Origin of the sequence: Streptomyces sp. NBC_00310 (assembly GCF_036208085.1) — a bacterium.
GTDB lineage: Bacteria > Actinomycetota > Actinomycetes > Streptomycetales > Streptomycetaceae > Streptomyces.
Genome location: NZ_CP130714.1, coordinates 7,691,052 through 7,715,292, shown reverse-complemented (window position 1 = coordinate 7,715,292; position 24,241 = coordinate 7,691,052). Strand labels below are relative to the sequence as shown.

19 protein-coding genes are annotated in these 24,241 nt (G+C 71.5%); 9 read left to right on the top strand and 10 right to left on the bottom strand.

The window, feature by feature from the left end; translation table 11 throughout:
- The first annotated feature begins 8 nt into the window (after window positions 1-8).
- Together OG202_RS33910 and OG202_RS33905 are read left to right on the top strand one after the other, a co-directional pair.
- Window positions 9-1,304: an McrC family protein gene (locus tag OG202_RS33910; RefSeq protein WP_328224052.1), complete on the top strand. Its 1,296-nt coding sequence runs from the start codon at window positions 9-11 to the stop codon at window positions 1,302-1,304.
- 24 nt (window positions 1,305-1,328) lie between these two features.
- Complete coding sequence (locus OG202_RS33905; RefSeq protein WP_326577211.1) at window positions 1,329-1,886, top strand: glycoside hydrolase family 25 protein; 558 nt, start codon at window positions 1,329-1,331, stop codon at window positions 1,884-1,886.
- 1 nt (window position 1,887) lies between these two features.
- Here the strand turns inward: OG202_RS33905 and OG202_RS33900 are convergent, their stop codons facing one another.
- The 3 genes from OG202_RS33900 to OG202_RS33890 all read right to left on the bottom strand — a co-directional run bounded on the left by OG202_RS33900 (window position 1,888) and on the right by OG202_RS33890 (window position 3,895).
- Window positions 1,888-2,550: an NADPH-dependent F420 reductase gene (locus OG202_RS33900; RefSeq protein WP_326577213.1), complete on the bottom strand. Its 663-nt coding sequence runs from the start codon at window positions 2,548-2,550 to the stop codon at window positions 1,888-1,890.
- Window positions 2,551-2,696: 146 nt separating this feature from the next.
- Complete coding sequence (locus OG202_RS33895) at window positions 2,697-2,909, bottom strand: EF-hand domain-containing protein (protein ID WP_033526808.1); 213 nt, start codon at window positions 2,907-2,909, stop codon at window positions 2,697-2,699.
- Window positions 2,910-2,980: 71 nt separating this feature from the next.
- Window positions 2,981-3,895 (bottom strand): MerR family transcriptional regulator, encoded by a 915-nt coding sequence (locus OG202_RS33890; RefSeq protein ID WP_327727744.1) that lies wholly within the window; start codon window positions 3,893-3,895, stop codon window positions 2,981-2,983.
- A 61-nt stretch (window positions 3,896-3,956) separates the two neighbouring features.
- On the opposite strand from OG202_RS33890, the gene OG202_RS33885 reads away from it, so the two are divergent.
- On the top strand, window positions 3,957-4,643 hold the full coding sequence (locus OG202_RS33885) for a GNAT family N-acetyltransferase (RefSeq protein WP_327727745.1): 687 nt from the start codon (window positions 3,957-3,959) through the stop codon (window positions 4,641-4,643).
- Between the two features lie 30 nt (window positions 4,644-4,673).
- Here OG202_RS33885 and OG202_RS33880 read toward each other — a convergent pair whose 3' ends face one another.
- The 6 genes from OG202_RS33880 to OG202_RS33855 all read right to left on the bottom strand — a co-directional run bounded on the left by OG202_RS33880 (window position 4,674) and on the right by OG202_RS33855 (window position 11,054).
- Window positions 4,674-5,306, bottom strand: coding sequence for an ADP-ribosyltransferase (locus tag OG202_RS33880; protein ID WP_405895445.1), 633 nt, complete (start codon window positions 5,304-5,306; stop codon window positions 4,674-4,676).
- A gap of 84 nt (window positions 5,307-5,390) precedes the next feature.
- Window positions 5,391-6,593 carry a YncE family protein gene (locus OG202_RS33875; protein ID WP_326585612.1) on the bottom strand — a complete coding sequence of 401 codons (1,203 nt, stop codon included), beginning with the start codon at window positions 6,591-6,593 and terminating at the stop codon, window positions 5,391-5,393.
- 96 nt (window positions 6,594-6,689) lie between these two features.
- A complete protein-coding gene (locus OG202_RS33870) occupies window positions 6,690-7,193 on the bottom strand; it encodes an ATP-binding protein (RefSeq protein ID WP_326577223.1) in 504 nt (167 codons plus the stop codon).
- 342 nt (window positions 7,194-7,535) lie between these two features.
- Window positions 7,536-8,303, bottom strand: coding sequence for an enoyl-CoA hydratase/isomerase family protein (locus tag OG202_RS33865; protein WP_326577225.1), 768 nt, complete (start codon window positions 8,301-8,303; stop codon window positions 7,536-7,538).
- Window positions 8,304-8,389: 86 nt separating this feature from the next.
- Entirely contained in the window at window positions 8,390-9,646 is a 1,257-nt protein-coding gene (locus tag OG202_RS33860; RefSeq protein WP_328224051.1) for a L,D-transpeptidase, read from the bottom strand.
- A gap of 181 nt (window positions 9,647-9,827) precedes the next feature.
- Window positions 9,828-11,054, bottom strand: a complete 1,227-nt coding sequence (locus OG202_RS33855; protein WP_328224050.1) for a L,D-transpeptidase — start codon at window positions 11,052-11,054, stop codon at window positions 9,828-9,830.
- A 152-nt stretch (window positions 11,055-11,206) separates the two neighbouring features.
- On the opposite strand from OG202_RS33855, the gene glgX reads away from it, so the two are divergent.
- Entirely contained in the window at window positions 11,207-13,471 is a 2,265-nt protein-coding gene (gene glgX / locus OG202_RS33850; protein ID WP_328224049.1) for a glycogen debranching protein GlgX, read from the top strand.
- Window positions 13,472-13,594: 123 nt separating this feature from the next.
- A complete protein-coding gene (locus OG202_RS33845; protein ID WP_327727749.1) occupies window positions 13,595-15,016 on the top strand; it encodes a sulfatase family protein in 1,422 nt (473 codons plus the stop codon).
- Here OG202_RS33845 and OG202_RS33840 read toward each other — a convergent pair.
- Window positions 15,013-16,098, bottom strand: a complete 1,086-nt coding sequence (locus OG202_RS33840) for an IS630 family transposase (protein ID WP_327727393.1) — start codon at window positions 16,096-16,098, stop codon at window positions 15,013-15,015. The two genes, OG202_RS33845 and OG202_RS33840, sit on opposite strands and share 4 nt — an antisense overlap.
- A 304-nt stretch (window positions 16,099-16,402) precedes the next feature.
- Here OG202_RS33840 and OG202_RS33835 point away from each other — a divergent pair, with 304 nt between their 5' ends.
- The 4 genes from OG202_RS33835 (at window position 16,403) to OG202_RS33820 (ending at window position 23,972) form a co-directional block, all read left to right on the top strand.
- Window positions 16,403-18,325: an ABC transporter ATP-binding protein gene (locus OG202_RS33835; RefSeq protein WP_328224048.1), complete on the top strand. Its 1,923-nt coding sequence runs from the start codon at window positions 16,403-16,405 to the stop codon at window positions 18,323-18,325.
- On the top strand, window positions 18,322-20,268 hold the full coding sequence (locus OG202_RS33830) for an ABC transporter ATP-binding protein (RefSeq protein ID WP_328224047.1): 1,947 nt from the start codon (window positions 18,322-18,324) through the stop codon (window positions 20,266-20,268). Before OG202_RS33835 ends, OG202_RS33830 begins: the two co-directional genes overlap by 4 nt.
- A gap of 156 nt (window positions 20,269-20,424) precedes the next feature.
- On the top strand, window positions 20,425-22,200 hold the full coding sequence (locus OG202_RS33825; RefSeq protein WP_327727752.1) for an ABC transporter ATP-binding protein: 1,776 nt from the start codon (window positions 20,425-20,427) through the stop codon (window positions 22,198-22,200).
- Window positions 22,197-23,972, top strand: coding sequence for an ABC transporter ATP-binding protein (locus OG202_RS33820; RefSeq protein WP_327727753.1), 1,776 nt, complete (start codon window positions 22,197-22,199; stop codon window positions 23,970-23,972). The genes OG202_RS33825 and OG202_RS33820 overlap by 4 nt, the downstream gene beginning before the upstream one ends.
- Window positions 23,973-24,241: the final 269 nt, after the last annotated feature.

The following is a 24,241-nucleotide window of genomic DNA, read 5'->3' as shown; positions in this document are numbered from 1 at the left end:
GGCCCGGCATGGCTGGTGAACAGGAGTCCACCGCGAGTGAGGCGCCCACCACCAGTCCCCCCGCCACCACCGGTGCCCGCCCCGCGCTGGCGCCCCCGCTGCGGCTCACCGTCGACGAGACCGGCGCCGGCACCGTACGGGAACTGACGGCCGACCAGGTCGCGGGCCTGCTCTCCGCCCCCGGCCTCGTACGACTGACCCCGGCCCCCGGCGGCCGCTGGCGCGTGGCCGGAAACCAGAAGGTGGGCCTGGTCCGGCTGCGCACCCCGGCGGGCGGCGCGATCGAGCTGCTCCTCCGGCCCAAACTCCCGGTCCGGGACCTTCTCTTCCTGCTCTCCTACTCCCCCGACGATCCCTGGCACCCGGACCCCGATCCGGTCACCGCGGCCACGGCCGACGACCTGCTCCCCGCGCTCGCGGAGCTCCTCGCCCGCACCGCGCGCCGCACCCTGGAGTCCGGCGTCCTGCACGGCTACCGCACGGTCGAGGAGGACCTCCCCCTGGTCAAGGGCCGCATCCGGACGGCGGACCAGCTCCGCCGCGTCGGTCTGCCCCTCCCGGTGGCCGTCCGCTACGACGACCACACCCCGGACATCGCGGAGAACCGCATCCTCCTGGCCGCCCTCCACCTGGCCACGCACCTGCCGGGCGTCCCGGCCCCCACCCGTCTCACCCTGCGCCACCTCACCGACCACCTCCACGGAGTCCACCTCCTCCACCCGGGCGCACCGCTCCCCGACTGGACCCCGACCCGTCTCAACTCCCGCTACGCCCCGGCCCTGCGCCTCGCGGAACTGCTCCTCGCCCACCGCTCCGCCCAGCCGGAGGGCGACAGCCCGCTCCCCACCGACGGCTTCCTCCTCGACATGCCGGCGGTCTTCGAACGCTTCCTGACCGTCACCCTCACCGCCGCCCTCGCCCGCCGCGGCATCCGCTGCGCCGCCCAGGAGACCCAGCACCGCCTCGACGAGGCCGCCCGCGTCCCCTTCCGCCCCGACCTCGTCCTCTACCGCGCCGGCCGCCCCCTCTCCGTGGCGGACGCGAAGTACACGTACGTCACCCCCGCCGCCCCTCCCACGTCCCACCTCTACCAACTGCTCGCCTACTGCACGGCCCTCGGCCTCCCCCGGGGCCACCTGATCTACGCGGCCGCCGCCTCCGCCCCGGCCCCCGGCCCGACCCCCCACGTGATCCGCCGATCCGGCATCACCGTCATCGCCCACACCCTCGACCTCGCCGTCCCGCCCCCCACCCTCCTCGCGGACGTCACGTCCCTGGCCGAGCGGATCACCGCCCCCACCTGACCGCCCCCACCCCCGGAGACCCCCATGCTGCGCGGCATCGACGTCAGCTCCTACCAGTCCTCCTCCTACGACACCACCGGCCTCTCCTTCGTCTTCATCAAGGCCACCGAAGGCCGCACCTACACCAACCCGAAACTCGCCGCCCAGACGAAGACCGCCCGCGACGCCGGCCTCGTCGTCGGCTACTACCACTTCCTCTGGCCCGGCAACCTGACCGCGCAGGCCGAGTACTTCGTGAGCAAGGCCCCGGAAAAGGCGGGCGACATCCTCGCCGTCGACTGGGAGACGACGAGCGACGGGACGCACGCGAGCAATGCGGACAAGGATCGGTTCATCCGGAAGGTGCAGGAACTGCGGCCGAACAACCGGGTGATCCTGTACGCCAACAGGAACTTTTGGCTCAATGTCGACAGCACCTCATTCGCCGGCGACGGCCTCTGGATCGCCGACTACGTGACCGCGGGCAAGCCCCGTATCAAGGCGAAGTGGCGCTTCCACCAGTACACGGACGACCCCGTCGACAAGAACGTCGCGGACTTCGCGAGCAAGGCCGCGCTCAGGTCGTGGGCCGCAGGAGGCTGAGCTAACCCCGGAACTCCGGCTTGCGTTCCGGTGACGCCTCGGACAGGGCCTTGGTCACGGCCTCGACGCCGGCCTGCAGACCATAGACAGGGGTGTCGGGCTGCTGGCGCCACGAGTCGTCGAGGCCGCCCGCGTCGACGGTGTCGAAGCCGAGTGCGTCGATGAGGGCGCGGACCCTGGACTTGGCCGCGTCGTCGTCGCCGGCGACGGGGAGGGCGAGGCGGTCGGGGGCGTCGGCGGGGCGGGGGCGGTCGAGGATGTCCTGGGCGTAGGTGCCGTTGAAGGCCTTGATGACGGGGTGGCCCAGGTGGCGTTCGGTCCAGCGGCTCTCGGTGAGGCCGTCGTCCTCGATCCCGGCGATCCTGCCGTCACGCTGCCGGGGGTAGTAGTTGCCGGTGTCGATGACGGCGACACCGTCCGCGGCCTCGTCGAGGAGGCCGGGCGGCAGGTCCGGGACCGCCTTCAGCGGGATCGTGATCACCACGACTTCGGCGCCGCGCGCCGCCTCCCGCACCGGGACCGGCGTCGCGCCCGTCTCCTCGGCCAGTGCGGTGAGCGTGTGCGGGCCTCGGGAGTTGGCGACGGAGACGTCGTGGCCGAGGGCGGTGAGCCGCCGGGTGAGGTTGCCGCCGATGTTGCCGGCGCCGATGATGCCGATCTTCATGACAAGTCTCCCCTTGCGTCATATTTTCATGCGCGTGCATGCATTACTGGGCTGCAACCCAGGAGCACCCTCCGCTATTCCGGCCCCGGCATGACGAAGGGGCGCCCCCGTCGTACGCGACGGAAGGCGCCCCTCGGCCCCTGACCTCACTTGCCCAGGTGGGCCCAGAACTCGTCGAACGACAGGAGCTTGTCGCCGTTGAGGTCGCGGGTGCGGATGATGACCTCCGCCACGGACTCGGTGACGTTCCAGTCGCCCTCCTGGGCCAGGGCGGTCTTGAACTCCGCGGCGGTGATGAACCCGTCCCCGTCCGCGTCGATCCGCTGGAACTCCTTGCGCGCTGCCTCGATGTCCGCCACCGATCCGCCCCTTCTTGGTGCCCTGCCTCTTCGAGGCAGTCCTGCCGACAGTCCTACTGACGCAGGTCAGATTAACCGGCCACGCGAGCACGGAGTGCGGCGACCACCCACGCGAACTCCTCGGTGTGCGCCGACAGCGGCTCCACGCCCCGCACCAGCGCGGCCAGCTCCCGGAACCGGGCCATTTCGGCGTGGGCCGCCGATGTGACGCGTTCGAGCAGGACGGCCCGGTCGGCGTCGCCGAGCAGCCCGGCCAGCACCTCCTCGGCCGCGGGCGAGGCCGGATCGACACCCTCCCGCAGCGCCTCCCCCGCGAGCTGCACCAGGCGGCTCATGAACCACAGGGAGGTGCCCGCCGGCACATCCGGCCCCCGGTCCGCCGCGTTGAACTCGACCGTCTGCCGCATCCGCGCCCGGAACCCGGGGTCCTGGAGCATCTCGGCCAGCTCCACCCAGGCGTCCACCTGCTCGGGCGTGGGGTCCTCCGGCAGATCCGCGAGGCCGAACCTCAGCCGCGTACGGATGTCGGGGTCGGCGGTGTCGAGTCCCCCGAAGGTCTCCTCCATGAAGTCGTCGATGATCCGCCCTCGTTCGGCGGCGGACAGCCGGGCCAGTCTGTTCATCAGCGTCATCTCCTCCGCGGTCGAGCCGCGTCGCGCCACGGTCGACAGCACCGCCCGGGTCACCTTCAGGGCCCGGATCTGCGTGTCCAGCGCGGCCACATGGGCGGCCGCCACCTCCGCGACGGTCGTCTCCCCCGCGAGCACCCGCCGTACGTGGTCCAGGCCGAGGCCCAGCTCCCGCAGGGTGCGGATGAGTTCGAGCCGGGCCACGGACTCGGCGTCGTACAGCCGGTAGCCTCCCGCGCTGCGGGTGACCGGGTGCAGGACGCCCTCGTCGGACCAGTAGCGGATCGTGCGGACGGACAGACCGGAGCCGCGGGCGAGCTGCCCGATGGTGAAAAGGCCGGTGCCGTTCTCGATCATGTCTGCGAGTGTGGGCCTTCCAGCGGGTGGAGACTCAAGGGGAGATCCGGGGAGCACGGCGATGGAGAGCTTGCGGGACATTCTGGACGCGGCGGCGCGGGGTGTCTTCCCGCCGGCGGACGGCGGTACGACCGTCATCGCCCAGCACTCCCCCCGGGACGCGGGTGTCCTGTGCTTCACGGCCCACTCCGTCGTGTTCACGGACGAGGACCCGGACTGGGTGCACGAGACGCTGGCGGCCATGGAGTGCGACGCGCTGTCCGCGAGCATGAACCCACGGTTCCTGGCGGCCTTCATGGAACGGACGGGCCGCACGTCCGAGACCATCGACGCGATGCTGGTCGCCTCCCCCCTGCCGGGCGAACCGCCGCTCCCGCTGAAGGAGATCGAGGACGCCGGCCACCCCCGCGTCGCGTACGCGCGGCTGCGCCGGGACGACGTACGGGTCTGGACGGCGGACGGCGGGGTCCTGACGACGGGCCGCGGAATCGCCGGACGGCTGGAGGTCTCGGTCGAGGTGGACGAGCGCTCCGCGCGGGGTCCTGTCGTACGGCACAGGGGGCTGGGCCGGTCTCTGGTGACCGCCGCACGTCATCTCGTCGCCGAGCCGCTGTGGGCGCAGGTCGCGCCGGGGAACGCCCGCAGCATGCGGGCGTTCCAGTCGGCGGGCTATCTGCCGGTGGGCTCCGAGATACTGCTCAGCGCCCGACCGGCACGAGGGGCCGGACCGGCTCGAGGGGCCCGATGAGCGCGACCCGCGCGGCGGGCACGGCGGGCATCAGTGCCAGGGCTCGTAGTGCGGGTTGCTCTCGCACTCGCTCATCTTCTCCGTCTTGGTCTTCTTGTCGACCGGGCAGACGCCGATGATGAACTCCGTCCTGATGCCGCCGGGGAAGGCGACCTCGACCTGGTCGGCCCACTTGTGCTGGTCGCCGATGGTCCTGTTGACGTCCACGCCGCCGGGGGCGTCGATGTAGTAGTTGTAGCCGGACTTGTACCAGGTCTTGTACAGGTCGTGGTCGTAGGTCGTGGAGACGTACGGCGAGGGCTGGTTGACCAGGACGTACTGCTCGATGTCGTACTGCCCGTCGATGACGTCCTTGGGCTGGAGCCCCTGTTCGAAGATGGTCGCCGGGCCCCGGCTGTCGCTGCGGTAGAGGGTGCCGCAGGTCTTGCGCCAGACCGGCTCGGGGCTGATGCGGTCGACGGCCACGCGGCGGTCGGCGGCGGCGTGGACCGGGTCCTCGAACCGGGGACAGGTGGGGGCGGCGGCCCCCGCGAAGGCAGCGGCGGCCTCGGCCGGCGTGGCGGTCCGGGTCTGCGCCGGAGCGGTCGCGGCGGAGGTGGCGAGGACGGCGGAGAGGGACAGGACGACGGCGGCGGCCCGGCGCCGCGGACGGGTGGTGATCATGCCGATCACGATCTCGGCTGCGCGGCGCCGGGCCGGGGACCCTCACTCGTACGGAGGCGTGTCAGCCCGCCCGGTTGTCCTGTGTCACCGGAAGACGCCCGTGTGCCCGAGCGAGTAGCGGCCGGGCTGCGGGTACACCGCGAGGCCGTGCGGGCCGCTGCCGACGGGGATGCGGGCGAGCTGCTTCCCGCTGCGGGTGTCGAGGGCGTACACCTCGGAGTCGTAGCGGCCGGAGAGCCACAGGACCTTGCCGTCGGCGGAGACGCCGCCCATGTCGGGGCTGCCGCCGTCGGGGAGGTGCCACTTCTTGGTGAGCTTGTTCTTGGTGAAGTCGAAGACGGAGACGGTGCCCTCGCCGCGGTTGGAGACGTACATCTCACGGGAGTCGCGGCCGACGTACAGCCCGTGGGTGCCCTTGCCGGTGGGCAGGAGCTTCGGCTCGTCGAACGTGTCGCCGTCCAGGACCCACATGCCGTCGGCCATCATGTCGGCGATGTAGAACCGCTTGCCGTCCGGTGAGATCTTCACGTCCTGCGGCATGGCCCCCTCGAACGGCAGCTTCAGCTGCCCGATCACCTTCATCCTCTCGGTGTCGACCTTCAGCAGCTCACCGCTGAACTCGCACGACACGATGAAGTAGGTGCCGTCGATCGAGAAGTCGGCGTGGTTGACGCCGTAGCAGGTGACCGGCTCGGTCCTGACCCGCTTCATGGTGTGCGGGTCGCGGAAGACGAGTTCGCGGTCGAGGGAGGCCATGACGACGGCGTACTCGCCGTTCGGGGTGAAGTACAGGTTGTACGGGTCGTGCACCTCGACCGGCTTGCCCGCCTTCCCCGTCTTCGGGTCGATGGGGGTGAGGGTGTGGCCCCGGTTGTTGTTGACCCAGAGGGTCTTCAGGTCCCAGGAGGGCACGACGTGCTGGGGCTGGCGGCCCACCGGGATCGTCTCGATGATCTCGTACGTCTTCGGGTCGATGACGGAGACGGTGTCGGACTCGCTGTTGGGGACGTACACCCGGGACGGGAAGTCCTTGACCACCGGGGAGAGCCGGTTCGGGCGGTCGGCGGCGTAGACGTCCTTCGGGTCCAGCACGGGCGGCATGCCGCGCAGTCCCCGGACCGCCGTCCGCTGCTTCTTCTTCCGCTCGGCGGCTTCGGCTTCGGCGGTGGCCCGGTCGGCCCGGATCCGCTGCTCCTGCTCACCGGTCCTGGCCTCGGAGCCGCACGCGGCCACGGCGGCGAGAACGGCGGCCGCGAGAAGGGCGCGCTGCACGAGGTTGCGCTGCATGAGGGGGGTGCGGGACGTGGTCACGCGACCTTTATAGGGAGGTCGAGCACGAATGTCGGCGATTGGCCCGATCGACGGAGGTGCGCGTTGCGCGCCCTACCGGTCCGCGACCCTCATCTCGAACCACGTCGTCTTCCCGCGCGGCAGCAGATCGACCCCCCACCGGTCCGAGAGCTTGTCCACCAGGAACAACCCCCGCCCGCTGATGTCCATCTCCTGCACCGGAATCAGGCAGGGCAGCCCCCGTGAGGGATCGCGGACCTCGACACGGATCCAGCCGGGCCGGCGGCGCATGCGGAGCCCGAAGACGCGGGCGCCGGTGTGCCGCACGGCGTTGCCCACGAGTTCGGAGACGAGGAGGACCGCGTCCTCGGTCATCTTCGGCGACAGCCGCCACTGGCGCAGGACGACGACCTGGGCGAGCCGCCGGGCCGTGGCGGCAGACTCGGGACGGGACGGGAGCGGAACCTCTCCCTCGGTGGGATCGCCGAACAACTCCAGTGCCTTCTGCGCCCGTTCGTCCTCGATCGCAGGCGACCAACGCGCCGCGGTCGCACTCCCGTGCCGCCGCGGCTGTTCGATACCCTCCAGCCCCGCCATGCCCCCATCATGGCCGTCCCGAGCCCCTTTCGGGGCCGTTCCGCAGGAATACAACCCCCGGAACCAACCATTCCGGAGGTTTCGGATGGCATATGCCAATGGCAGCAATTCACCGACGACAGCCCGCTCGACCTGCGCGAACACCCTGAACTTCGGTCAACGCCACGACCTTTGGGCAAGGCTTTCTTAAGGCTGCCTTAAGGCTCGGACAAACCGCTCCTTCGGGGGACGCGGGTCATACGTCGCGTCAACTGCAAGCCGATCAGCGGAACTTGTGGGCCGGATCTCGGGAACCCGGCCCTGACCCCTGCCCCTCAGCCGTCAGCCGTCAGCCGTCAGCCGTCAGACGAACTTCGCCTTGCCCGGCCCCTCCTCCACGAAGCTCCGCATCCCGCGCTCGCGGTCCTCCGTGGCGAACAGCCCCGCGAACCAGTTCCGCTCGATCGCGAGCCCGGTCTCCAGGTCGGTCTCCAGGCCCGCGTCGATCGACTCCTTGGCGGCCCGCAGCGCGATCGCCGGCCCCCGCGCCAGCCGCGCGGCCCACTCGTGCGCGGCGGTGTACACCTCGTCGGCCGGGACGACCCGGTCGACCAGACCGAGCGTGAGCGCCTCGTCCGCCTTGACCATACGGCCGGTGAAGATGAGGTCCTTGGCCTTGGAGGGGCCGACGAGACGGGACAGCCGCTGGGTGCCGCCCGCGCCCGGGATGACGCCGAGCAGGATCTCCGGCTGGCCGAGCTTCGCGTTCTCCCCGGCGATGCGGTAGTCCGCGCACAGCGCCAGCTCGCAACCGCCGCCCAGCGCGTACCCCGTGACGGCCGCGACGACGGGCTTGGGGATACGGGCCACGGCACTGAAGGAGTCCTGCAGGGCCCGGGACCGGGCGACCATCGCCGCGTGGTCCATGGCCTGCATCTCCTTGATGTCCGCGCCGGCCGCGAACACCTTCTCCCCGCCGTAGAGGATCACGGCGCGTACGTCGTCCCGGTCCGCCGCCTCCTCGGCGAGTTCCTTGAGGCGGTCCTGGGTGGCGATGTCCAGAGCGTTCATGGGCGGCCGGTCGAGGCGGATGGTGCCGACGCCTTCGGCGACTTCGAGGTGCACAGTCATGAGGGCAGGTTAACGGCGGCTAACGGCAAAGGCCCCGGTGCCGTACATCACACCGGGGCCGTGCACCACGTATCAGGCGGCGGCGCTCACGCCTTCCACTTGTCCCACGCCATGTTCCAGCCGTTGTAGCCGTTGTCCGGGTCGACGACGCGGTCGTTGGAGTTCTTGACGACCACGACGTCACCGACCATCGAGTTGTCGAAGAACCACGCGCCCGGCGCCTTGCGGTCGTAGCCGCCGCGGGTGTCGCGCAGGCCGATGCAGCCGTGGCTGGCGTTGTAGTTGCCGAAGGCGCCGCCGCCCCAGTAGTTGCCGTGGATGAAGGTGCCCGAGTTGGTCAGGCGCATGGCGTCCGGCACGTCCTTGATGTCGTACTCGCCGCCGTAGCCGACCGTCTCGCCGTTCATCCGGGTCACGCGCAGGCGCTCACTGATGACCATCTGGCCGTTCCAGGTCTCCATGCCGGGCTTGCCGGTGGTGACGGGGATGGTCTTGATGACCTTGCCGTCCCGCTGGACCTTCATCGTGAGCTTCTTGACGTCGACGACGGAGACCTGGCTGCGGCCGATGGTGAAGGAGACCTTCTTGCTCTGCTCGCCGTAGACACCGTCGCGGCCCTCGACGCCGTCGAGGTTGAGGTCGACGGTGACCTTCGTGCCGGCCTTCCAGTACTTCTCCGGGCGGAAGTCGATGCGGTCGTTGCCGAACCAGTGGCCCTCGACGTCGATGGCCGGCTCGGTCTTGATGGTGATGGCCTTCTCGACGTCCTCCGGGGCGGTGATGCCCCGCGTGAAGCGGATCGAGAACGGCATGCCGACGCCGACCTTCGAGCCGTCCTCGGGGGTGAAGATGCCAACGAAGGTGTTCTTCGGGGTCAGTGTGGTGAAGGACGCGTCCTCGGCCGCCTCACGCCCCTCGGAGTCCTTCGCGACGGCGTGCACCTTGTACTCGGTGGCCGAGTTGAGGTGGATGGACGGCGTCCAGGTGGCGCCGTCCCCGGATATCTCGCCGGCGATCTTCTCGCCCTTGTCGTTCTCGACCGTGACCTCGGACAGCTTGCCCTTGGCTGCGCTCACCTTGAGGGCGCCGCTGGTGGCCACGTCGTCGGCGCCGTTCTTCGGGGCGATGGAGACCACCGCTTCCGAGGCCTTGGTGGCCGCCTTGTCGGAGGCGCTCTTGTCGGAGCCCTTCCCCTTGTCGCCGCCGGAGCCCGAGTCCGAACCCCCGCCTCCGCCGCACGCGGTGACGGCGAGCAGCATCAGGACCGGCAGCATGGCCAGGGCCCCCTTGCGCCGCCGTGTCCGCGCGCCAACCGACGCCCCCGATATCGGTCGCCCGTTCAATGTTCTGTTCTCCCCTCGCACGGCCTGATCAGGCCCGCACCCCTACGCGCAGCGCGCGCGTACGCACGTACATTAACCAGATGATCGGAAGGGTTTGGCCTCGGTGTATGTCACCGTTCAGTCCCAACTTGGACAGTCGCCGCCCTCGGGAGCTCCCCCGCGCGCGTACACCTATGTCGGTCTACTTCACCGCGGCACCCGCTTTCCATTCATTCCACCCCAAGTTCCACCCTCCGAGCCCGTTGTCGGGAGCGACCTTTTTGTCGTCGCTGTTGATCACCTCGACGACGTCCCCGACGAGGCTGCGGTCGAAGAACCAGCCGGCGGGGGTGCCGGAGCTGCCGCCCTTCACATCGCGCAGACCGACGCAGCCGTGGCTGACGTTGGCCCTGCCGAAGGCGTCCGGGGCCCAGTAGTTACCGTGCAGGAAGGTGCCGGAGGTGGTGAGGCGCATGGCGTGCGGAACATCCGGGATGTCGTACTCGCCCTTGCCGTTCGCCTTCCTGAAACCGACGGTGGCGCCGTTCATCCGGGTCACCTCCAACATCTCGGTGACGACCATCTTCCCGTTGTACGTCGTCGTCTTCGGCGCCCCGGCCGTGACGGGGAGCGTGGCGAGGACGCCGTCGCCGCGTTCCACGCGCATGGTGTGCTTCGCCGCGTCGACCACGCTGACCTGGTGGCGGCCGACGGTGAAGGAGAACGTCTTGTACTGCTGGCCGTACACGCCGGGGGCGCCTTCGACGTCCCGCAGCCGCAGACCGACGGTGACCCTGGTGCCGGGCTTCCAGTACGTCTCGGGGCGGAAGTCGAGACGTCCCTTGCCGAACCAGTGCGGGCGGACCTCGACGGCCGGCTCTGCGGTCACGTCGACGGCGCGTTCCACCGCCGCGCGGTCCTCGATCTCCCGGTTGAACTCCAGGGAGACGATCATCCCGGTGCCGACGGTGGCCCGGTGCTCGGGCGTGACGTACGCGATGAAGCGCTCGTCGGGGACGTCCGTCGTGAAGGTGACGTGCCGAGCCGAGCGGCGGCCGTGGCCGTCGAGGGCGACCGCGTCGACGGTGTACCTGGCGGCCAGGGCGAGCTTCGGTGAGCCGGTGGGGCGCCAGGTCAGTCCGTCGGCGGACATCCGCCCCGGTACGGGTGACTCCTGCGCGTCCTGGGACTTCACCACCTTGACGGACTCCAGGCGCCCGCTGGGCACCCGAACTTCGAAGCGCTGCTCCGGGCGCACGCCCTTGCTGCCGTCCTCCGGCGTGACCCGGATCATATCGTCCGGTGCCTTTTCGCTGGTCAGTGGCGGTCCGACGGTGCAGCCGGCGGCCCCGGCCAGCAGGCCGGCCCAGATGAGTGCGGCGGCCAGGGCGGCCCCGGCGCGGCGCGCGTGCGTCTGTGCGTGGTTCACGTGCGGCCCAACGACGGCGCACGCCCCCGGGAAACGTGAGTGCGAGGCGTGCTCTGGGCAGAACCCTTGGGAGGACGACTCGGCGGGGAGCAGTGGCAGGGACACCTTGCTTCCCCTTTCCCGTCGCCCCACCGAGCCGCGGGAGGCCTGAGGTGTCGAGCGCAGCCGAGCAGGAGGAAGTACGAGGGACGCGCGGGGTACCGGCCGCGCGTCCGGCCACCGTGCTGAACGGCGGTCGGCGCGGGGAGACCGCGCCGGAGACGAGGCCCGTGTGGCCGGGGGCGTCGACGCCGCTCGGCGCGCGGTTCCGGGTGGGCCCCGACGGGGTCGCGGGCACCAACTTCGCGTTGTGGGCCGGCGGGGCGGAGGCCGTCGAGCTGTGTCTGTTCTCCGAGGCGGGCGAGGAGACCCGGCTGAGGCTGTCCGAGCTGACCCACGAGATCTGGCACGGGTTCGTGCCGGGCGTTCTGCCGGGGCAGCGGTACGGCTATCGCGTGCACGGCCGCTGGGACCCGTGGACCGGCGCCCGCTGGAACCCGGCGAAGCTCCTCCTCGACCCGTACGCGCGGGCCGTGGACGGGGAGTTCGGTCTGCCGCCGGAGGTGTACGCGCACGTCCGGGACTGGCCCGAGCAGCATGTCGCGGACACCGTGCGCGACGAGCGGGACTCGGCGCCGCACGTCCCGAAGGGCGTCGTCGTCCACGACGACGCCCCCGACGACGAATGGATCGACGACCGCCGCCCGAAGACCCCGTGGGCCGACTCGGTCATCTACGAGCTGCACGTCCGCGGCTTCACCATGACCCACCCGGGCATCCCGGAGGAACTGCGCGGCACGTACGCCGGTCTCGCGCATCCGGCGGCGATCGAGCACCTGGTGAAGCTCGGTGTGACGGCGGTGGAGCTGCTGCCCGTGCACCAGTTCGCCCACGAGGACCATCTGCTGCGCCGGGGCATGCGCAACTACTGGGGCTACAACTCGATCGGCTACTTCGCCCCGCACGCGGGGTACGCGTCGTCGGGCACGACCGGGCAGCAGGTCGGGGAGTTCAGGCGGATGGTGCGGGCCCTGCACGCCGCCGGCATCGAGGTCGTCCTCGACGTCGTCTACAACCACACGGCCGAGGCCGACGAACGCGGCCCGAGCCTGTCGCTGCGCGGCATCGACAACCGGGGCTACTACCGCCTGCAGGGCGACGCCCGCCGGTACGCGGACTACTCGGGCTGCGGGAACACGCTGCACGTGGTCCAGCCGCATGTCCTGCGGCTCATCACCGACTCGCTGCGGTACTGGGTGACGGAGATGGGGGTGGACGGCTTCCGTTTCGATCTGGCGGCGGCCCTCGCCCGTTCCATGCACGACGTCGACATGCTCTCCCCGTTCCTCGCCGTCATCGCCCAGGACCCCGTGCTGCGGCGGGTGAAGCTGATCGCCGAGCCGTGGGACGTGGGCTCGGGCGGCTACCAGGTCGGGGCCTTCCCACCCCTGTGGACGGAGTGGAACGACCGCTACCGGGGCGCCGTCCGGGACTTCTGGCGGGGCGCGCTGCCGGACGTCCGGGACCTGGGGTACCGGCTGTCGGGGTCGAGCGACCTGTACGCGTGGGGCGGACGGCGGCCGTACGCGTCGGTCAACTTCATCACCGCGCACGACGGTTTCACCCTGCGGGACCTGGTGTCGTACGAGCGCAAGCACAACGAGGCGAACGGGGAGGGCAACCGGGACGGCTCGGACGACAACCGGTCCTGGAACTGCGGTACCGAGGGCGAGACGGACGACGAGCGCGTGCGGGCGCTGCGGCGGCGGCAGCTGCGGAACCTGCTGACCACGCTGCTGCTGTCCACGGGCGTGCCGATGCTGGTCGCCGGTGACGAACTGGGCCGCACCCAGGGGGGCAACAACAACGCGTACTGCCAGGACAACGAGATCAGCTGGCTCGACTGGCGGCTCTTGGACGACCCCGCCTGGAAGGCGCTCTTCGACCTGACGGCCCGTCTGATCGCGTTGCGCCAGTCCCATCCGGTACTCCGCCGCCGGGCCTTCTTCTCCGGCCGGGCCCACTCGGCGGACGGGCTCCGTGACCTGGCCTGGTTCACGGCACGCGGCACGGAGATGACCGAACGGGACTGGTACGCGCCGGCCGCGACCCTCGGCATGTACCTCTCCGGCCGCGACATCCCCGGCCGGGACGCCCGCGGCGCGCCCATCCTCGACGACAGCTTCCTCACCGTCCTCCACGCCGGCGACCGCCCGGTGGACTTCGTCCTGCCGGGGACACCGTGGGCGCAGCGGTACGAGGTGGTCGTCGACACGTCACGGGAGGAGCAGGAGGAGGGGCCGGGGGTGGTGCACCGGGCGGGGGCGGCGGTGACGGTACCGGCGCGGTGTGTGCTGCTGCTGCGGGTGCTCGGCTGAGGCAACGTTGCAGGCCTGAGGCAGAGTTGCAGGCCTGCGGCAGGGTTTCGGGGCTGTGGCAGGTCCATGAAATCCTCGCCGGATGCCTGGCCAGGGCGGCGGACCGCTGATCAACTCGATCGCATGCCTGAGATATCCCGTCGTGCCTTCGGTGGTCTCGTCGGCGGCGGTGCGGTGACCGCCGTCGCCGGTGCGGCCGCCCCTGCCGAGGCCGCGCCCGCCGAGGCCGCCACCGCCGAACGCCCCTTCGAGGCCCGCCCCGCCACGGCCTCCGGCAAGCGCCCCAACCTCCTCGTCATCCTCGGTGACGACCTGGGCTGGGCCGACCTCTCCTCGTACGGCGCTCCGCACATCAGGACACCGAACCTGGACCGGCTGGCCCGGCAGGGGGTGCGGTTCACCGACGCGTACTCGGGGTCGGCGACCTGCTCGCCGACCCGGTTCAGTCTCTACACCGGCCGATACCCGGGCCGTACGCCGGGTGGACTCGCCGAGCCGGTCGCCAACAGGACGCAGGGGCTGGACCCGAACCACCCCACGCTGGCCTCCCTGCTGAAGAAGGCGGGCTACGCGACCGCCCTGATCGGCAAGTGGCACTGCGGCTGGCTGCCCGACCACAGCCCCACCAAGTCCGGCTGGGACGAGTTCTTCGGCAACTTCGGGGGCGTGCTGGAGTACTTCTCCAAGCTGGGCCAGCTCGGCACGTACGACCTCTACGAGGGGGACGCCGAGTACAAGGACCTGCGGTACTACACCGAGGTCCTGACCGAGCGGGCCGTCGAGTACGTCTGCCGCCGGCACGACAGGCCGTGGCTGCTGAACCTCAACTTCACCACCCCGCACTGGCCCTGGCTCGCGGAGGACGACCAGGAGACCGGCGCCGAGATCGCGGCGAAGATCCGGGCCGCGAAGACGCAGGCCGAGGTGTCCCGGGCGCTCAACCACTACGACGGCGGCTCGGTCGAGAAGTACACGCAGATGGTGGAGAGCCTGGACGCGGCCGTCGGCGAGGTCATGGCCGCGCTGCGCCGGTCCGGGCAGGAGGAGAACACGGTGGTGCTGTTCGCCAGTGACAACGGCGGCGAGCGCTACTCCTACAACTGGCCGCTCAGCGGGGAGAAGTTCGTGCTGCTGGAGGGCGGCATCCGGGTGCCGACGATTCTGCGCTGGCCCGCCCGGATCGACGGCCACCAGGTCAGCGACGAGCCGCTGTTCTCCCCCGACTGGACGGCGACCCTCCTGGAACTGGGCGGCGCCCGGCCCGATCCGGCCCACCCCCTCGACGGCGAGAGCCTCGTCGGCCATCTCCTGCGCGGCGAACAGGTACCGGAGCGGGACCTGTTCTGGCGGGTCCGGGCCAACCGGGCGCTGCGGCGCGGTGACTGGAAGTACTACCGGGACGCCGCCGGCACCGACCATCTGTACAACCTGGCCGCCGACGCCCGGGAACAGGCCGACCTCGCCCCCGACAAGCCGGAGCTGCTCGCCGAGCTGAAGGCGGCCTGGGAGAGGATCGCCGCCGGTCTGCTGCCGTATCCGAGCTAGTGAGCTGGTCCGGAGATCCTGTCGCAGTAGCGGCAGATCCGGTCGATGATCTGGTCGGCGGTCTTGGTCCACTTGAACGGCCTGGCGTCTTCGTTCCAGGTCTTGATCCAGTCTTCGAGCGCGGTCTTGAGTTCGTCGAGGGAGCAGAACACACCTCGTTCGAGGCAGCGCCGCTCCAGTTCGGCGAACCATCGCTCGACCTGATTGATCCACGACGAGTACGTGGGTGTGAAGTGCAGATGGAACCGTGGGTGCGCGAGCAGCCACTCGTGCACCGCCGGCGCCTTGTGGGCAGAGAGGTTGTCGCAGATCACGTGGACCGTCAGGCCGTGCTCGGTCTGGCGGTCGATCTCGTCGAGGAAGCCGCGGAAGTCGACCGCCCGGTGCTGTGCGGACAGCTTCCCGATCACCTTCCCCGTGGCGATGTTCAGCGCCGCGAACAGGTCGATGGTGCCGTGCCGGACGTAGTCGAAGCTGCGCCGCTCCGGCGTGCCGGGCACCATCGGCAGCACAGGCGCTGTCCGTTCCAGGGCCTGGATCTGCGGCTTCTCGTCCACCGCGAACACCACCGCGTTCGCCGGCGGCGCCAGATACAGGCCCACCACGTCCCGGATCTTGTCGATCAGCAGCGGATCCGGGGAGATCTTGAAGTTCTCCGTGCGCCACGGCTGTAGCCCGAATGCCCGCCAGATCCGCAGCACACTTGACGGCGAGATCCCCACCCGCCTGGCCAGCTCACGCTTCGACCAGTGCGTCGCCCCGGCCGGGACCTCTTCCAAGGTGCGCACCACCACTTGTTCCACCTGGGCATCGGTGATGGTGCGTGGCACCCCCGGGCGCGGCTCGTCGCTCAGACCGTCCAGCCGGTCACGCAGGAACCGGGCCCGCCACCGGGCCACCGTCTTGCGGTCGGTCTCCAGCCGGGCGGCCACCGCGGTATTGCTCAGCCCGTCGGCACACGCGAGCACGATCCGTGCCCGCTTCGCCAGGCCCTGCGCTGTAGTTCGGCGCTTGGCCCACCCCTGCAACGTCAGCCGCTCGGCTTCGGACAACACCAGCGGCTCCAGCCTGTTGTCCCCCATGGCAACAGCAGACCGCAGACCACAGTGACTGTCACCGGCTGAACCGTGATCTGAAACGGAACACGACTCACGTGGCGAGACCAGACCTCAAGACCGGCTCACTAGCCGGCCGTCCCGAGGGCGGTGTCGACGACGTTCCGGCCGCTGTGCGACCTGCGGAAGCCGGTGGCCCATGCGCCGGTGCGACCCCTCTGAGCTCCCCGTACGCCCCCCGTGGCCGCGCAGGTCGTAGGACGTGAGACCGAACGCGGTCCGGCCAAAACTCGGTGGGCGTTGTCAGTGGCGATCCGTAGGCTCGCTGCTGATGTCCACGACACGTGCAACCGCCGAGGAACCCGACCAGACCGAGGAACCCGAGACGGCCTCGGAGCCCGAGGAGCCCGAGCGGGCCGAGGCGCCCCGGAAGGCCGAGGGGCGGTCCGCCGTGCGCACGCTGCTGCGGCTGTGGCCGTATGTGCGGCCCGTGCGGGCGCGGCTGTCCGTCGCCGCGTTCGTCGCGATAGTCGCCTCGTGCGTGGGCCTGTTCATCCCCCTCGTCCTGAAGTGGATGGTGGACGGGCCGGTCGCCGACCGGGACCCGGCGGGCGTGTGGCTCGGGGCGCTGTACCTGCTGCTGCTCGGCCTCACCGAGGCGCTGCTGTTCGGGTTGCGGCGCTGGCTCGTGGCGCGGCCCCTCGCCGGGGTCGAGGCGTCGATGCGCGCGGACCTCTACCGGCATCTGCAGCGCCTGCCGGTCGCCTTCCACGACCGCTGGGCCTCCGGGCAGCTGCTCTCGCGCGGTACGACCGACCTGATGCTGCTGCGGATGTTCCTCGCCTTCCCGCTGACGTTCCTGCTGGTCAACGCGGTGACCATCGTGGTCGGCGTCATCATCATGCTGGCCCAGGACTGGACCCTCGGGCTGGTCATCCTGGGGCCCGTCGTGCCCGTGATCGTCACCTGTGTCCTCTTCGAGAGGAAGTACGCCGCGGTCGCGCGTCTCGCGCAGGACCAGGTCGGTGACCTGACGACGGTCGTCGAGGAGAGCGTCCTCGGGATCCGCATCATCAAGGGGTTCGGGCGGCACCGCAGCCAGGCCCGTGCGTTCCGTGAGCTGTCGCGGACCCTGCGGGGCACGGAGCTGCGCAAGGCCCGCCTCCTGTCGGCGATCTGGGGCGTCATCATCACGCTTCCCGAGCTCGCGATCGGCGCGGCGCTGGTGCTGGGCGTCGTCCAGGTCGCGGACGGTGAACTGTCGGCGGGCACACTGGTCGCCTTCCTCTCCACCGCCCTCGCGCTGCGCTGGCCCGTCGACTCGATCGGCTTCCTGCTGGCGATGAGCCAGGAGGCCGCGACGGCGACGGAGCGGTACTTCGAGGTGATGGACGAGAAGCCGGAATCAAAGCCGGAATCATCGGCTGTCCCGGCGGCGAGCGGCCGCGCCTCCGGGGCGGCACGGGTCGACGGCGCCGGGGCGGCACGGGTCGACGGCGCGGGGCAGCCGAGCGGGCTCCGGTTCCACGACGTCACCTTCCGCTATCCCGACGCCGCCCCCGGCTCCGCCCCCACGCTCGACCGTATCGACCTGCACATCCGCCACGGCGAGTCGATGGCCCTGGTCGGCGCCACCGGTTCCGGCAAGACCACCCTCACCGCCCTCGTCCCCCGCCTGCACGAGGTCACCTCGGGCCGCATCACGCTGGACGGTCACGACATCACCGAGATGCCCCGGGAATCGCTGCGCGCCCTGGTGGCCGTGGCCTTCGAGGAACCCACCCTCTTCTCCGCGACCGTCGGCGAGAACGTCCTCATGGGCGGCCGGCCGGACGCGGGCGAGCCCGAGCTGGACCGCGCCCTGGCCATCGCACAGGCGGAGTTCGTGCACGCGCTGCCCCAGGGCAGCGCCACGCAGGTCGGCGAACAAGGCCTCAGCCTCTCCGGCGGCCAGCGGCAGCGCCTCGCGCTGGCGCGGGCGGTGGTCGGCCGCCCCCGCTTCCTCGTGCTGGACGACCCGCTGTCGGCACTGGACGTGCACACGGAGGCCGCGGTGGAGGCCGCGCTGCGCCGCGTGCTCGCGGAGACGACCGCGCTGATCGTGGCGCACCGCCCGTCGACCGTGCTGCTCGCCGACCGCGTGGCCCTGCTCTCCGGCGGCCGGGTCACAGCGGTGGGCACCCACCAGGAACTGCTGCGCACGAACACGGAGTACGCCCACCTGATGTCCGGGACCGAAGGGGACGAGCGATGACGGCGTCCATGACCACCGCACCGGACAAGGAACCGAACGAGGAGTCGAACAAGGAGCCGAACGAGCAGCCGACCGGGGAGCCCGGCAAGGCCACGTCTCCGGGGAAGTCGCCGGACGGCGACCGGCCCGCCGGCGCGCGGAACGCGTCCGCCGACGACCCGTTCGACCACGACAACCTCCCCACTCCCCCGGGCGCCACCCTCGCACTGCTGCGCTCCCTGCTCGCGCCGATGCGGGCCCGGGTGGTCATGGCGAGTGTGCTGCTCCTGCTCCAGCAGGCGGCGGTGCAGGCGGGCCCGCTGCTGGTGGCGTACGCGATCGACCGTGCCGTACCGGCGCTCCGGGACGGCCGGCACGGGCCGCTGGTCGTGGTGGGGGTCGGGTATCTGGCGTGCGCGCTGGCGGCCGGCGGACTGCAGTACGCGTTCATCGGGGCGTCCGCGCGGGTGAACCAGGACGTGCTGCTGGATCTGCGCGGCCGGATCTTCCGGCACGCGCAGGCGCTGAGCATCGACTTCCACGAGCGGTACACCTCGGGCCGGCTCATCTCCCGGTCCACCACGGACGTCGAGTCCCTGCGGGAGCTGCTCAACGAGGGTCTGCAGGAACTCATCGGCGTGATCCTCGCCTTCGTCTACATCTCGGCGATGCTGCTCTGGCTGGACCTGGGGCTGGGCGCGGCGGCGCTGGCGTCGTTCGTGCCGCTGTACGGGTTCGTGCGGATGTACCAGCGGCGCGCGGCGAGCGTCTACACGGCCCGGTCCACCGCGATCGCCGCGGTGATCGTGAAGTTCGCGGAGACGATGAACGGCATCCGCCCGGTGCGGGCGTTCCGCCGGGAGGCCGCGAACGACACGGAGTTCGGCGCCCTGAACCGGCACCACGAGCGCAGGAACGGCGACGCCATCCTGGAGATGGCCCGCTACGTGGTCTGCTCCCGTGTCGTCGCCAACATCACGGTGGCGGCGATCGTGCTGTGGGGCGCGTACCGGGTGGCGTCCGGGACGCTCGCGCTGGGTGTGCTGGCGGCGGCGGTGCTGTATCTGCGGCGGCTGTACGACCCGATCGACCGGCTCGGCATGTTCCTCAACTCGTACCAGTCGGCTGCGGCCTCGCTGGAAAAGATCGCGGGCCTGCTGGCCCAGGCCCCGACGGTCCCGGAGCCCGCCGCGCCGCGGGAGCTGCCGGCCGCGGCCTCCGAACTCCCGGGCCGTGAGGTCGTGTTCGACGAGGTGCGGTTCGCGTACCGCACCGGCGGCGAGGTCCTGCCCCGCTTCGACCTCACCCTCGCGGCGGGCAGCACGGTGGCGGTGGTCGGCTCCACCGGCGCCGGCAAGTCGACCCTCGCCAAGCTGGTGGCCCGCTTCTACGACCCCTCGTCCGGGCGGGTCCTCCTGGACGGCGTCGACCTGCGTGACCTCTCGGTGCCCGAGCTGCGGCGCGGGGTGGTCATGGTGACCCAGGAGTCGTTCCTGTTCTCCGGCACGGTCGCCGAGAACATCGCCATCGGCCGGCCCGACGCCACCCGCGAGGACATCGAGCGGGCCGCCAAGGCCATCGGCGCCCACGACTTCATCAGCGCCCTGCCAGACGGCTACGACACCGACGTCCGCAAGCGCGGTGGCCGAATCTCCGCCGGTCAGCGTCAACTCGTGGCATTCGCACGGGCGTTGCTCGCCGACCCGGCCGTCCTCATCCTGGACGAGGCGACCAGTTCCCTCGACATCCCGGGCGAACGGGCCGTCCAGCGCGCCATGTCCACGGTCCTGCGCGGCCGTACGGCCGTGGTGATCGCCCACCGTCTCTCCACGGTCGAGATCGCCGACCGGGTCCTGGTGATGGAACACGGCCGGATCGTCGAGGACGGCACCCCGGCGGACCTGATCGCGGGCACGGGCAGGTTCGCGGACCTGCACCGGGCATGGCGGGACAGCCTGGCGTAGCGCGCCCTTGAGGGAAGGGCGAAGCCCTTCCCTCAAGGGGCGCCGGGCTGTATCACCATGCGGCTCCGCCGGTTGGCGCGACCAGCCCCCACCGGGCCCGAACCCGAGAACGCACCCACTCATCCTCATCCGAGTCCACACAGAAACCGGGGGCCAATGATCAACGCGTACGAGGACCCCGGCACACCCGACTGCCGAGGCGGCGCCCGCTACCTGTGGTGGCTGGTCAGACAACAGGCGGGCCGCTCCGCCCTCGGCTCCCTCATCTCCTGCGTGTGGATGATCCTGCTCGCGGCCACCCCGTACCTGCTCTCCCGGGCGATCGACGAGGGCCTGGAACCCGGTGACCGCGGCGCCCTGGCCGGCTGGACGGCCGCCCTCTTCGGCGTCGGCGCCTTCAACGCCTGGCTGAGCATCATGCGTCACCGCACGATGACCCGGGTCCGGATGGACGCCAACTTCCGCACGGTGAAGGTCGTGATGGCGCACGCGGTCCGGCTGGGGGCGGCCCTGCCGCGCCGCGTCGGCGCCGGGGAGGTCGTCACGATCGGCGTGGGCGACGTCCACACGATCTCCTCGTCCCTGACGGTCATCGGGCCGGGCGTCGGCGCGATCGCCGCGTATCTGGTGGTCGCCGGGCTGCTCGTGTCGGTCTCGCTCCCGATCGCCGCAGTCGTCCTGCTCGGGATGCCGCTGATGGCCTTACTCGTGGGGCCGTTGATGCGGCGGCTGCAGGGCACGGAGACGGAGTACCGCGAGCGGCAGGGCGTGCTGACGGCGCGGATCGCGGACCTCGCGGGCGGGCTGCGCGTCCTCAACGGGCTCGGTGGCAAGGGGCTGGTCGCGGACGCGTTCCACCGGGACTCGCAGCGGCTGCGGGCGCAGGGGTACCGGGTGGGGTCGGTGACCAGCTGGATGCAGGCGCTCGGGGTGGGACTGCCGACGCTGTTCCTCGCGGTGGTGACCTGGCTCGCGGCCCGGCTGGCTGCCCAAGGGGCCATCACGGTGGGCGAGTTGGTGTCGGTGTACGGGTATGTCACCGTGCTGGTGCGGCCGGTGTCGTACTTCGTCGACTGGGGGTACGAGGTGAGCCGCGGGGTGGTGGCCGCACGGCGCGTCATCCGCTTCCTGACCCTGGAGCCGCTGCCGGACCACGGCACCACGGACGCGCCCGCCGAGCCCTCGGCGCTGCACGACCCCGAGTCGGGCGTACGGGTGCCGCCCGGGCGGCTGGTCGCGCTGGCGGCCGACCGGCCGGCCGACGCGGCAGCCGTGGTCGACCGGCTCGGCCGGTACGCGCCGACGGCGGTGACCTGGGGCGGAACCCCGCTCGACGCGATCCCGTTGGCGCAGGTCCGCGCGCGGATCCTGGTCGCCGACCACGAGGCCGACCTGTTCGCGGGACGGCTGCGCGAACTGCTCGGCGGACACGGCGACGTCGACGACGAGGCGGCCGCTCGGGCGCTGCGCGCGGCCGTGGCCGAGGACATCGTGCAGGGCCTGTCGGACGGCCTCGACTCGGCGATCGACGCGCAGGGCCGCAACCTCTCCGGCGGCCAGCGGCAACGCGTACGGCTGGCCCGGGCACTGGTGGCCGACCCCGAGATCCTGCTCGCCGTCGAGCCGACCTCGGCGCTCGACGCCCACACCGAGGCCCGCGTCGCCCAGCGGCTGCGGGCCGCCCGCGAGGGCCGTACGACCCTCGTCACCACCACCTCGCCCCTCGTCCTCGACCACGCCGACACGGTCCTGCACCTGGTCGACGGCAAGGTCGCGGCCACCGGCGGCCACCGCGAGCTCCTGGCCGCCGAGCCGGGCTACCGGGCGCTGGTGGCGCGGGACGCCGGGGAGGACGAGAACGATGCGGACAACACAGACAACACGGACATGGGCAGCGCGCAGAGCTCTGGCGCCGAGGAGGTCGTACGGTGACGACGGTCGGACCCACCCCCCACTCCCCGGGCCGGCTGCCCATCGCCGACGCGGCCGCCGTACGACGGGCCACCGTACGGCTGGTGCGGGCGGACGGGCGGGCGTTCCTGGCCGTGCTGGGGCTGAACGGGGCGGCCGCCGCGATGGGGCTGGCCGGGCCGTGGCTGCTGGGGCGGATCATCGACGAGGTGCGCGGCGGGGGCGGCGTCGGGGCGGTGGACCGGCTGGCGTCGGTGATCCTGCTGTGCGCGGTGGCGCAGTTGCTGCTGGCGCGCTGGGCCCGGTATGTGGGGCACCGGTTCGGGGAGCGGACGCTGGCGCGGGTGCGGGAGGAGTTCGTGGACCGGACGCTGGCGCTGCCGGCGTCCGTCGTGGAGCGGGCGGGGACCGGTGACCTGACGGCGCGCGGCACGGCCGATGTGGACGCGGTCGGCAGGACGTTGCGTGACGTGGGTCCCGAGTTGCTGATCAGCTCGGTACAGGCGTTGTTCCTGATCGGCGCGGTGTTCGCGCTGGACCCGCTGCTCGGGGTGTGCGTGCTGTTCGGGCTGAGCGGCATCGGGGTGGTGCTGCGCTGGTATCTGCGCCGGGCGCGTACCGGTTACCTCGCGGAGGGCGCGGCCGGTTCCGAGGTCGCGGAGATCGTCGCGGCGACCGCGTCCGGGGCCCGTACGGTCGAGGCGCTGCGGCTGGAGCGACGGCGGATCACGGCGAGCCGGGACGCACTGGAGGTGTCCCGGCGGCGGCGGTTCCACACCCTGTTCCTGCGCACGGTGTTCTTCCCGGGGGTGGATATCTCGTACTTCGTGCCCCAGGTGCTCGTGCTCCTCCTCGGCGGGGTGCTGCTCGCGCGCGGCTCGGTCACTCTGGGCGCGGTGGTGTCGGCGGCCCTGTATCTGCAACAGCTCAGCGGGCCGCTCGACGAGATCCTGATGCGGGTCGAGCTGCTGCAGAGCAGCGGCGCCTCGTTCGCCCGGGTGGAGGGGCTGGCCGGGGCCCCACGCGCGGACTCCGGCGACTCTCCGGAACCGGCGGACGACCGCATCGACGTGACGGGCGTCCGCTACGCGTACGACCGGGGCGGCGAGGTGCTGCGGGGCGTCGACCTGACGGTACGGCCGGGCGAACGACTCGCGGTGGTGGGCCCGTCCGGCGCCGGCAAGACGACGCTGAGCCGCCTCCTGGCCGGCATCGACGCGCCGACAGCCGGGTCGGTGACGGTCGGCGGCGTCCCCGTCGTGGGCCTCGGCCCGGAACGCCTGCGCCGCCAGGTCGTCCTCGTCACCCAGGAGCACCACGTCTTCCTGGGCACGGTCCGCGACAACCTCCTCATCGCCGAACCGGCCTCCACCGACGAGGAGTTGTGGGCGGCGCTGACGGCCGTGGGCGCGGACCACTGGGTCCGTGACCTCCCCGACGGCCTCGACACCCGCCTCGGCGAGGGCGGTCGCCGCACGGACGGCCCCCAGGCCCAGCAACTCGCCCTCGCCCGCGTGGTCCTGGCCGACCCCCACACCCTCATCCTCGACGAGGCCACCGCCCTCCTCGACCCCACCACCGCCCGCCACACCGAACGCGCCCTCGCCGCCGTCCTCCACGGCCGCACCGTCATCGCCATCGCCCACCGCCTCCACACCGCCCACGACGCGGACCGTGTGGCCGTCATGGAGGACGGCCGCCTCACGGAACTCGGCACGCACGAGGAGCTGGTGGCGGCGAACGGCGCGTACGCGGCCCTGTGGCAGAGGTGGCACGGGGAGGGATCGGCCTGAAGGCAGCGTTGGCGTCGACGACAGCGAGGGCGTTCGGTGGGACGGGCGGTCGCGGTCGGGCGGCGACATGGGGTGGCGGAACTCTCAGGGCGCTGGGGCCGGTTCGTGGTTCGCCGCGGCGGCCTTCGGGAACACGGTGGGCCGGAACACGCCGAGTTCGGAGCCCCTTCCCTGGGCCGGCCGGTGCCCAGGCGGTGGCGGCAGGCCGCGCAAGCTCGTCGCCGTGGTCAACCCCGCCGCAGGCGCCCGGCCCCTGCCCGCCCCCGGCG

Bases quoted from the DNA above. Each gene is read 5' to 3' on its own strand.
- OG202_RS33910 (WP_328224052.1), top strand. From the start codon at position 9: ATGGCTGGTGAACAGGAGTCCACCGCGAGTGAGGCGCCCACCACCAGT.
- OG202_RS33905 (WP_326577211.1), top strand. From the start codon at position 1,329: ATGCTGCGCGGCATCGACGTCAGCTCCTACCAGTCCTCCTCCTACGAC.
- OG202_RS33900 (WP_326577213.1), bottom strand. From the start codon at position 2,550: ATGAAGATCGGCATCATCGGCGCCGGCAACATCGGCGGCAACCTCACC.
- OG202_RS33890 (WP_327727744.1), bottom strand. From the start codon at position 3,895: ATGATCGAGAACGGCACCGGCCTTTTCACCATCGGGCAGCTCGCCCGC.
- OG202_RS33885 (WP_327727745.1), top strand. From the start codon at position 3,957: ATGGAGAGCTTGCGGGACATTCTGGACGCGGCGGCGCGGGGTGTCTTC.
- OG202_RS33880 (WP_405895445.1), bottom strand. From the start codon at position 5,306: ATGATCACCACCCGTCCGCGGCGCCGGGCCGCCGCCGTCGTCCTGTCC.
- OG202_RS33875 (WP_326585612.1), bottom strand. From the start codon at position 6,593: ATGCAGCGCAACCTCGTGCAGCGCGCCCTTCTCGCGGCCGCCGTTCTC.
- OG202_RS33870 (WP_326577223.1), bottom strand. From the start codon at position 7,193: ATGGCGGGGCTGGAGGGTATCGAACAGCCGCGGCGGCACGGGAGTGCG.
- OG202_RS33865 (WP_326577225.1), bottom strand. From the start codon at position 8,303: ATGACTGTGCACCTCGAAGTCGCCGAAGGCGTCGGCACCATCCGCCTC.
- OG202_RS33845 (WP_327727749.1), top strand. From the start codon at position 13,595: ATGCCTGAGATATCCCGTCGTGCCTTCGGTGGTCTCGTCGGCGGCGGT.
- OG202_RS33840 (WP_327727393.1), bottom strand. From the start codon at position 16,098: ATGGGGGACAACAGGCTGGAGCCGCTGGTGTTGTCCGAAGCCGAGCGG.
- OG202_RS33835 (WP_328224048.1), top strand. From the start codon at position 16,403: ATGTCCACGACACGTGCAACCGCCGAGGAACCCGACCAGACCGAGGAA.
- OG202_RS33830 (WP_328224047.1), top strand. From the start codon at position 18,322: ATGACGGCGTCCATGACCACCGCACCGGACAAGGAACCGAACGAGGAG.
- OG202_RS33825 (WP_327727752.1), top strand. From the start codon at position 20,425: ATGATCAACGCGTACGAGGACCCCGGCACACCCGACTGCCGAGGCGGC.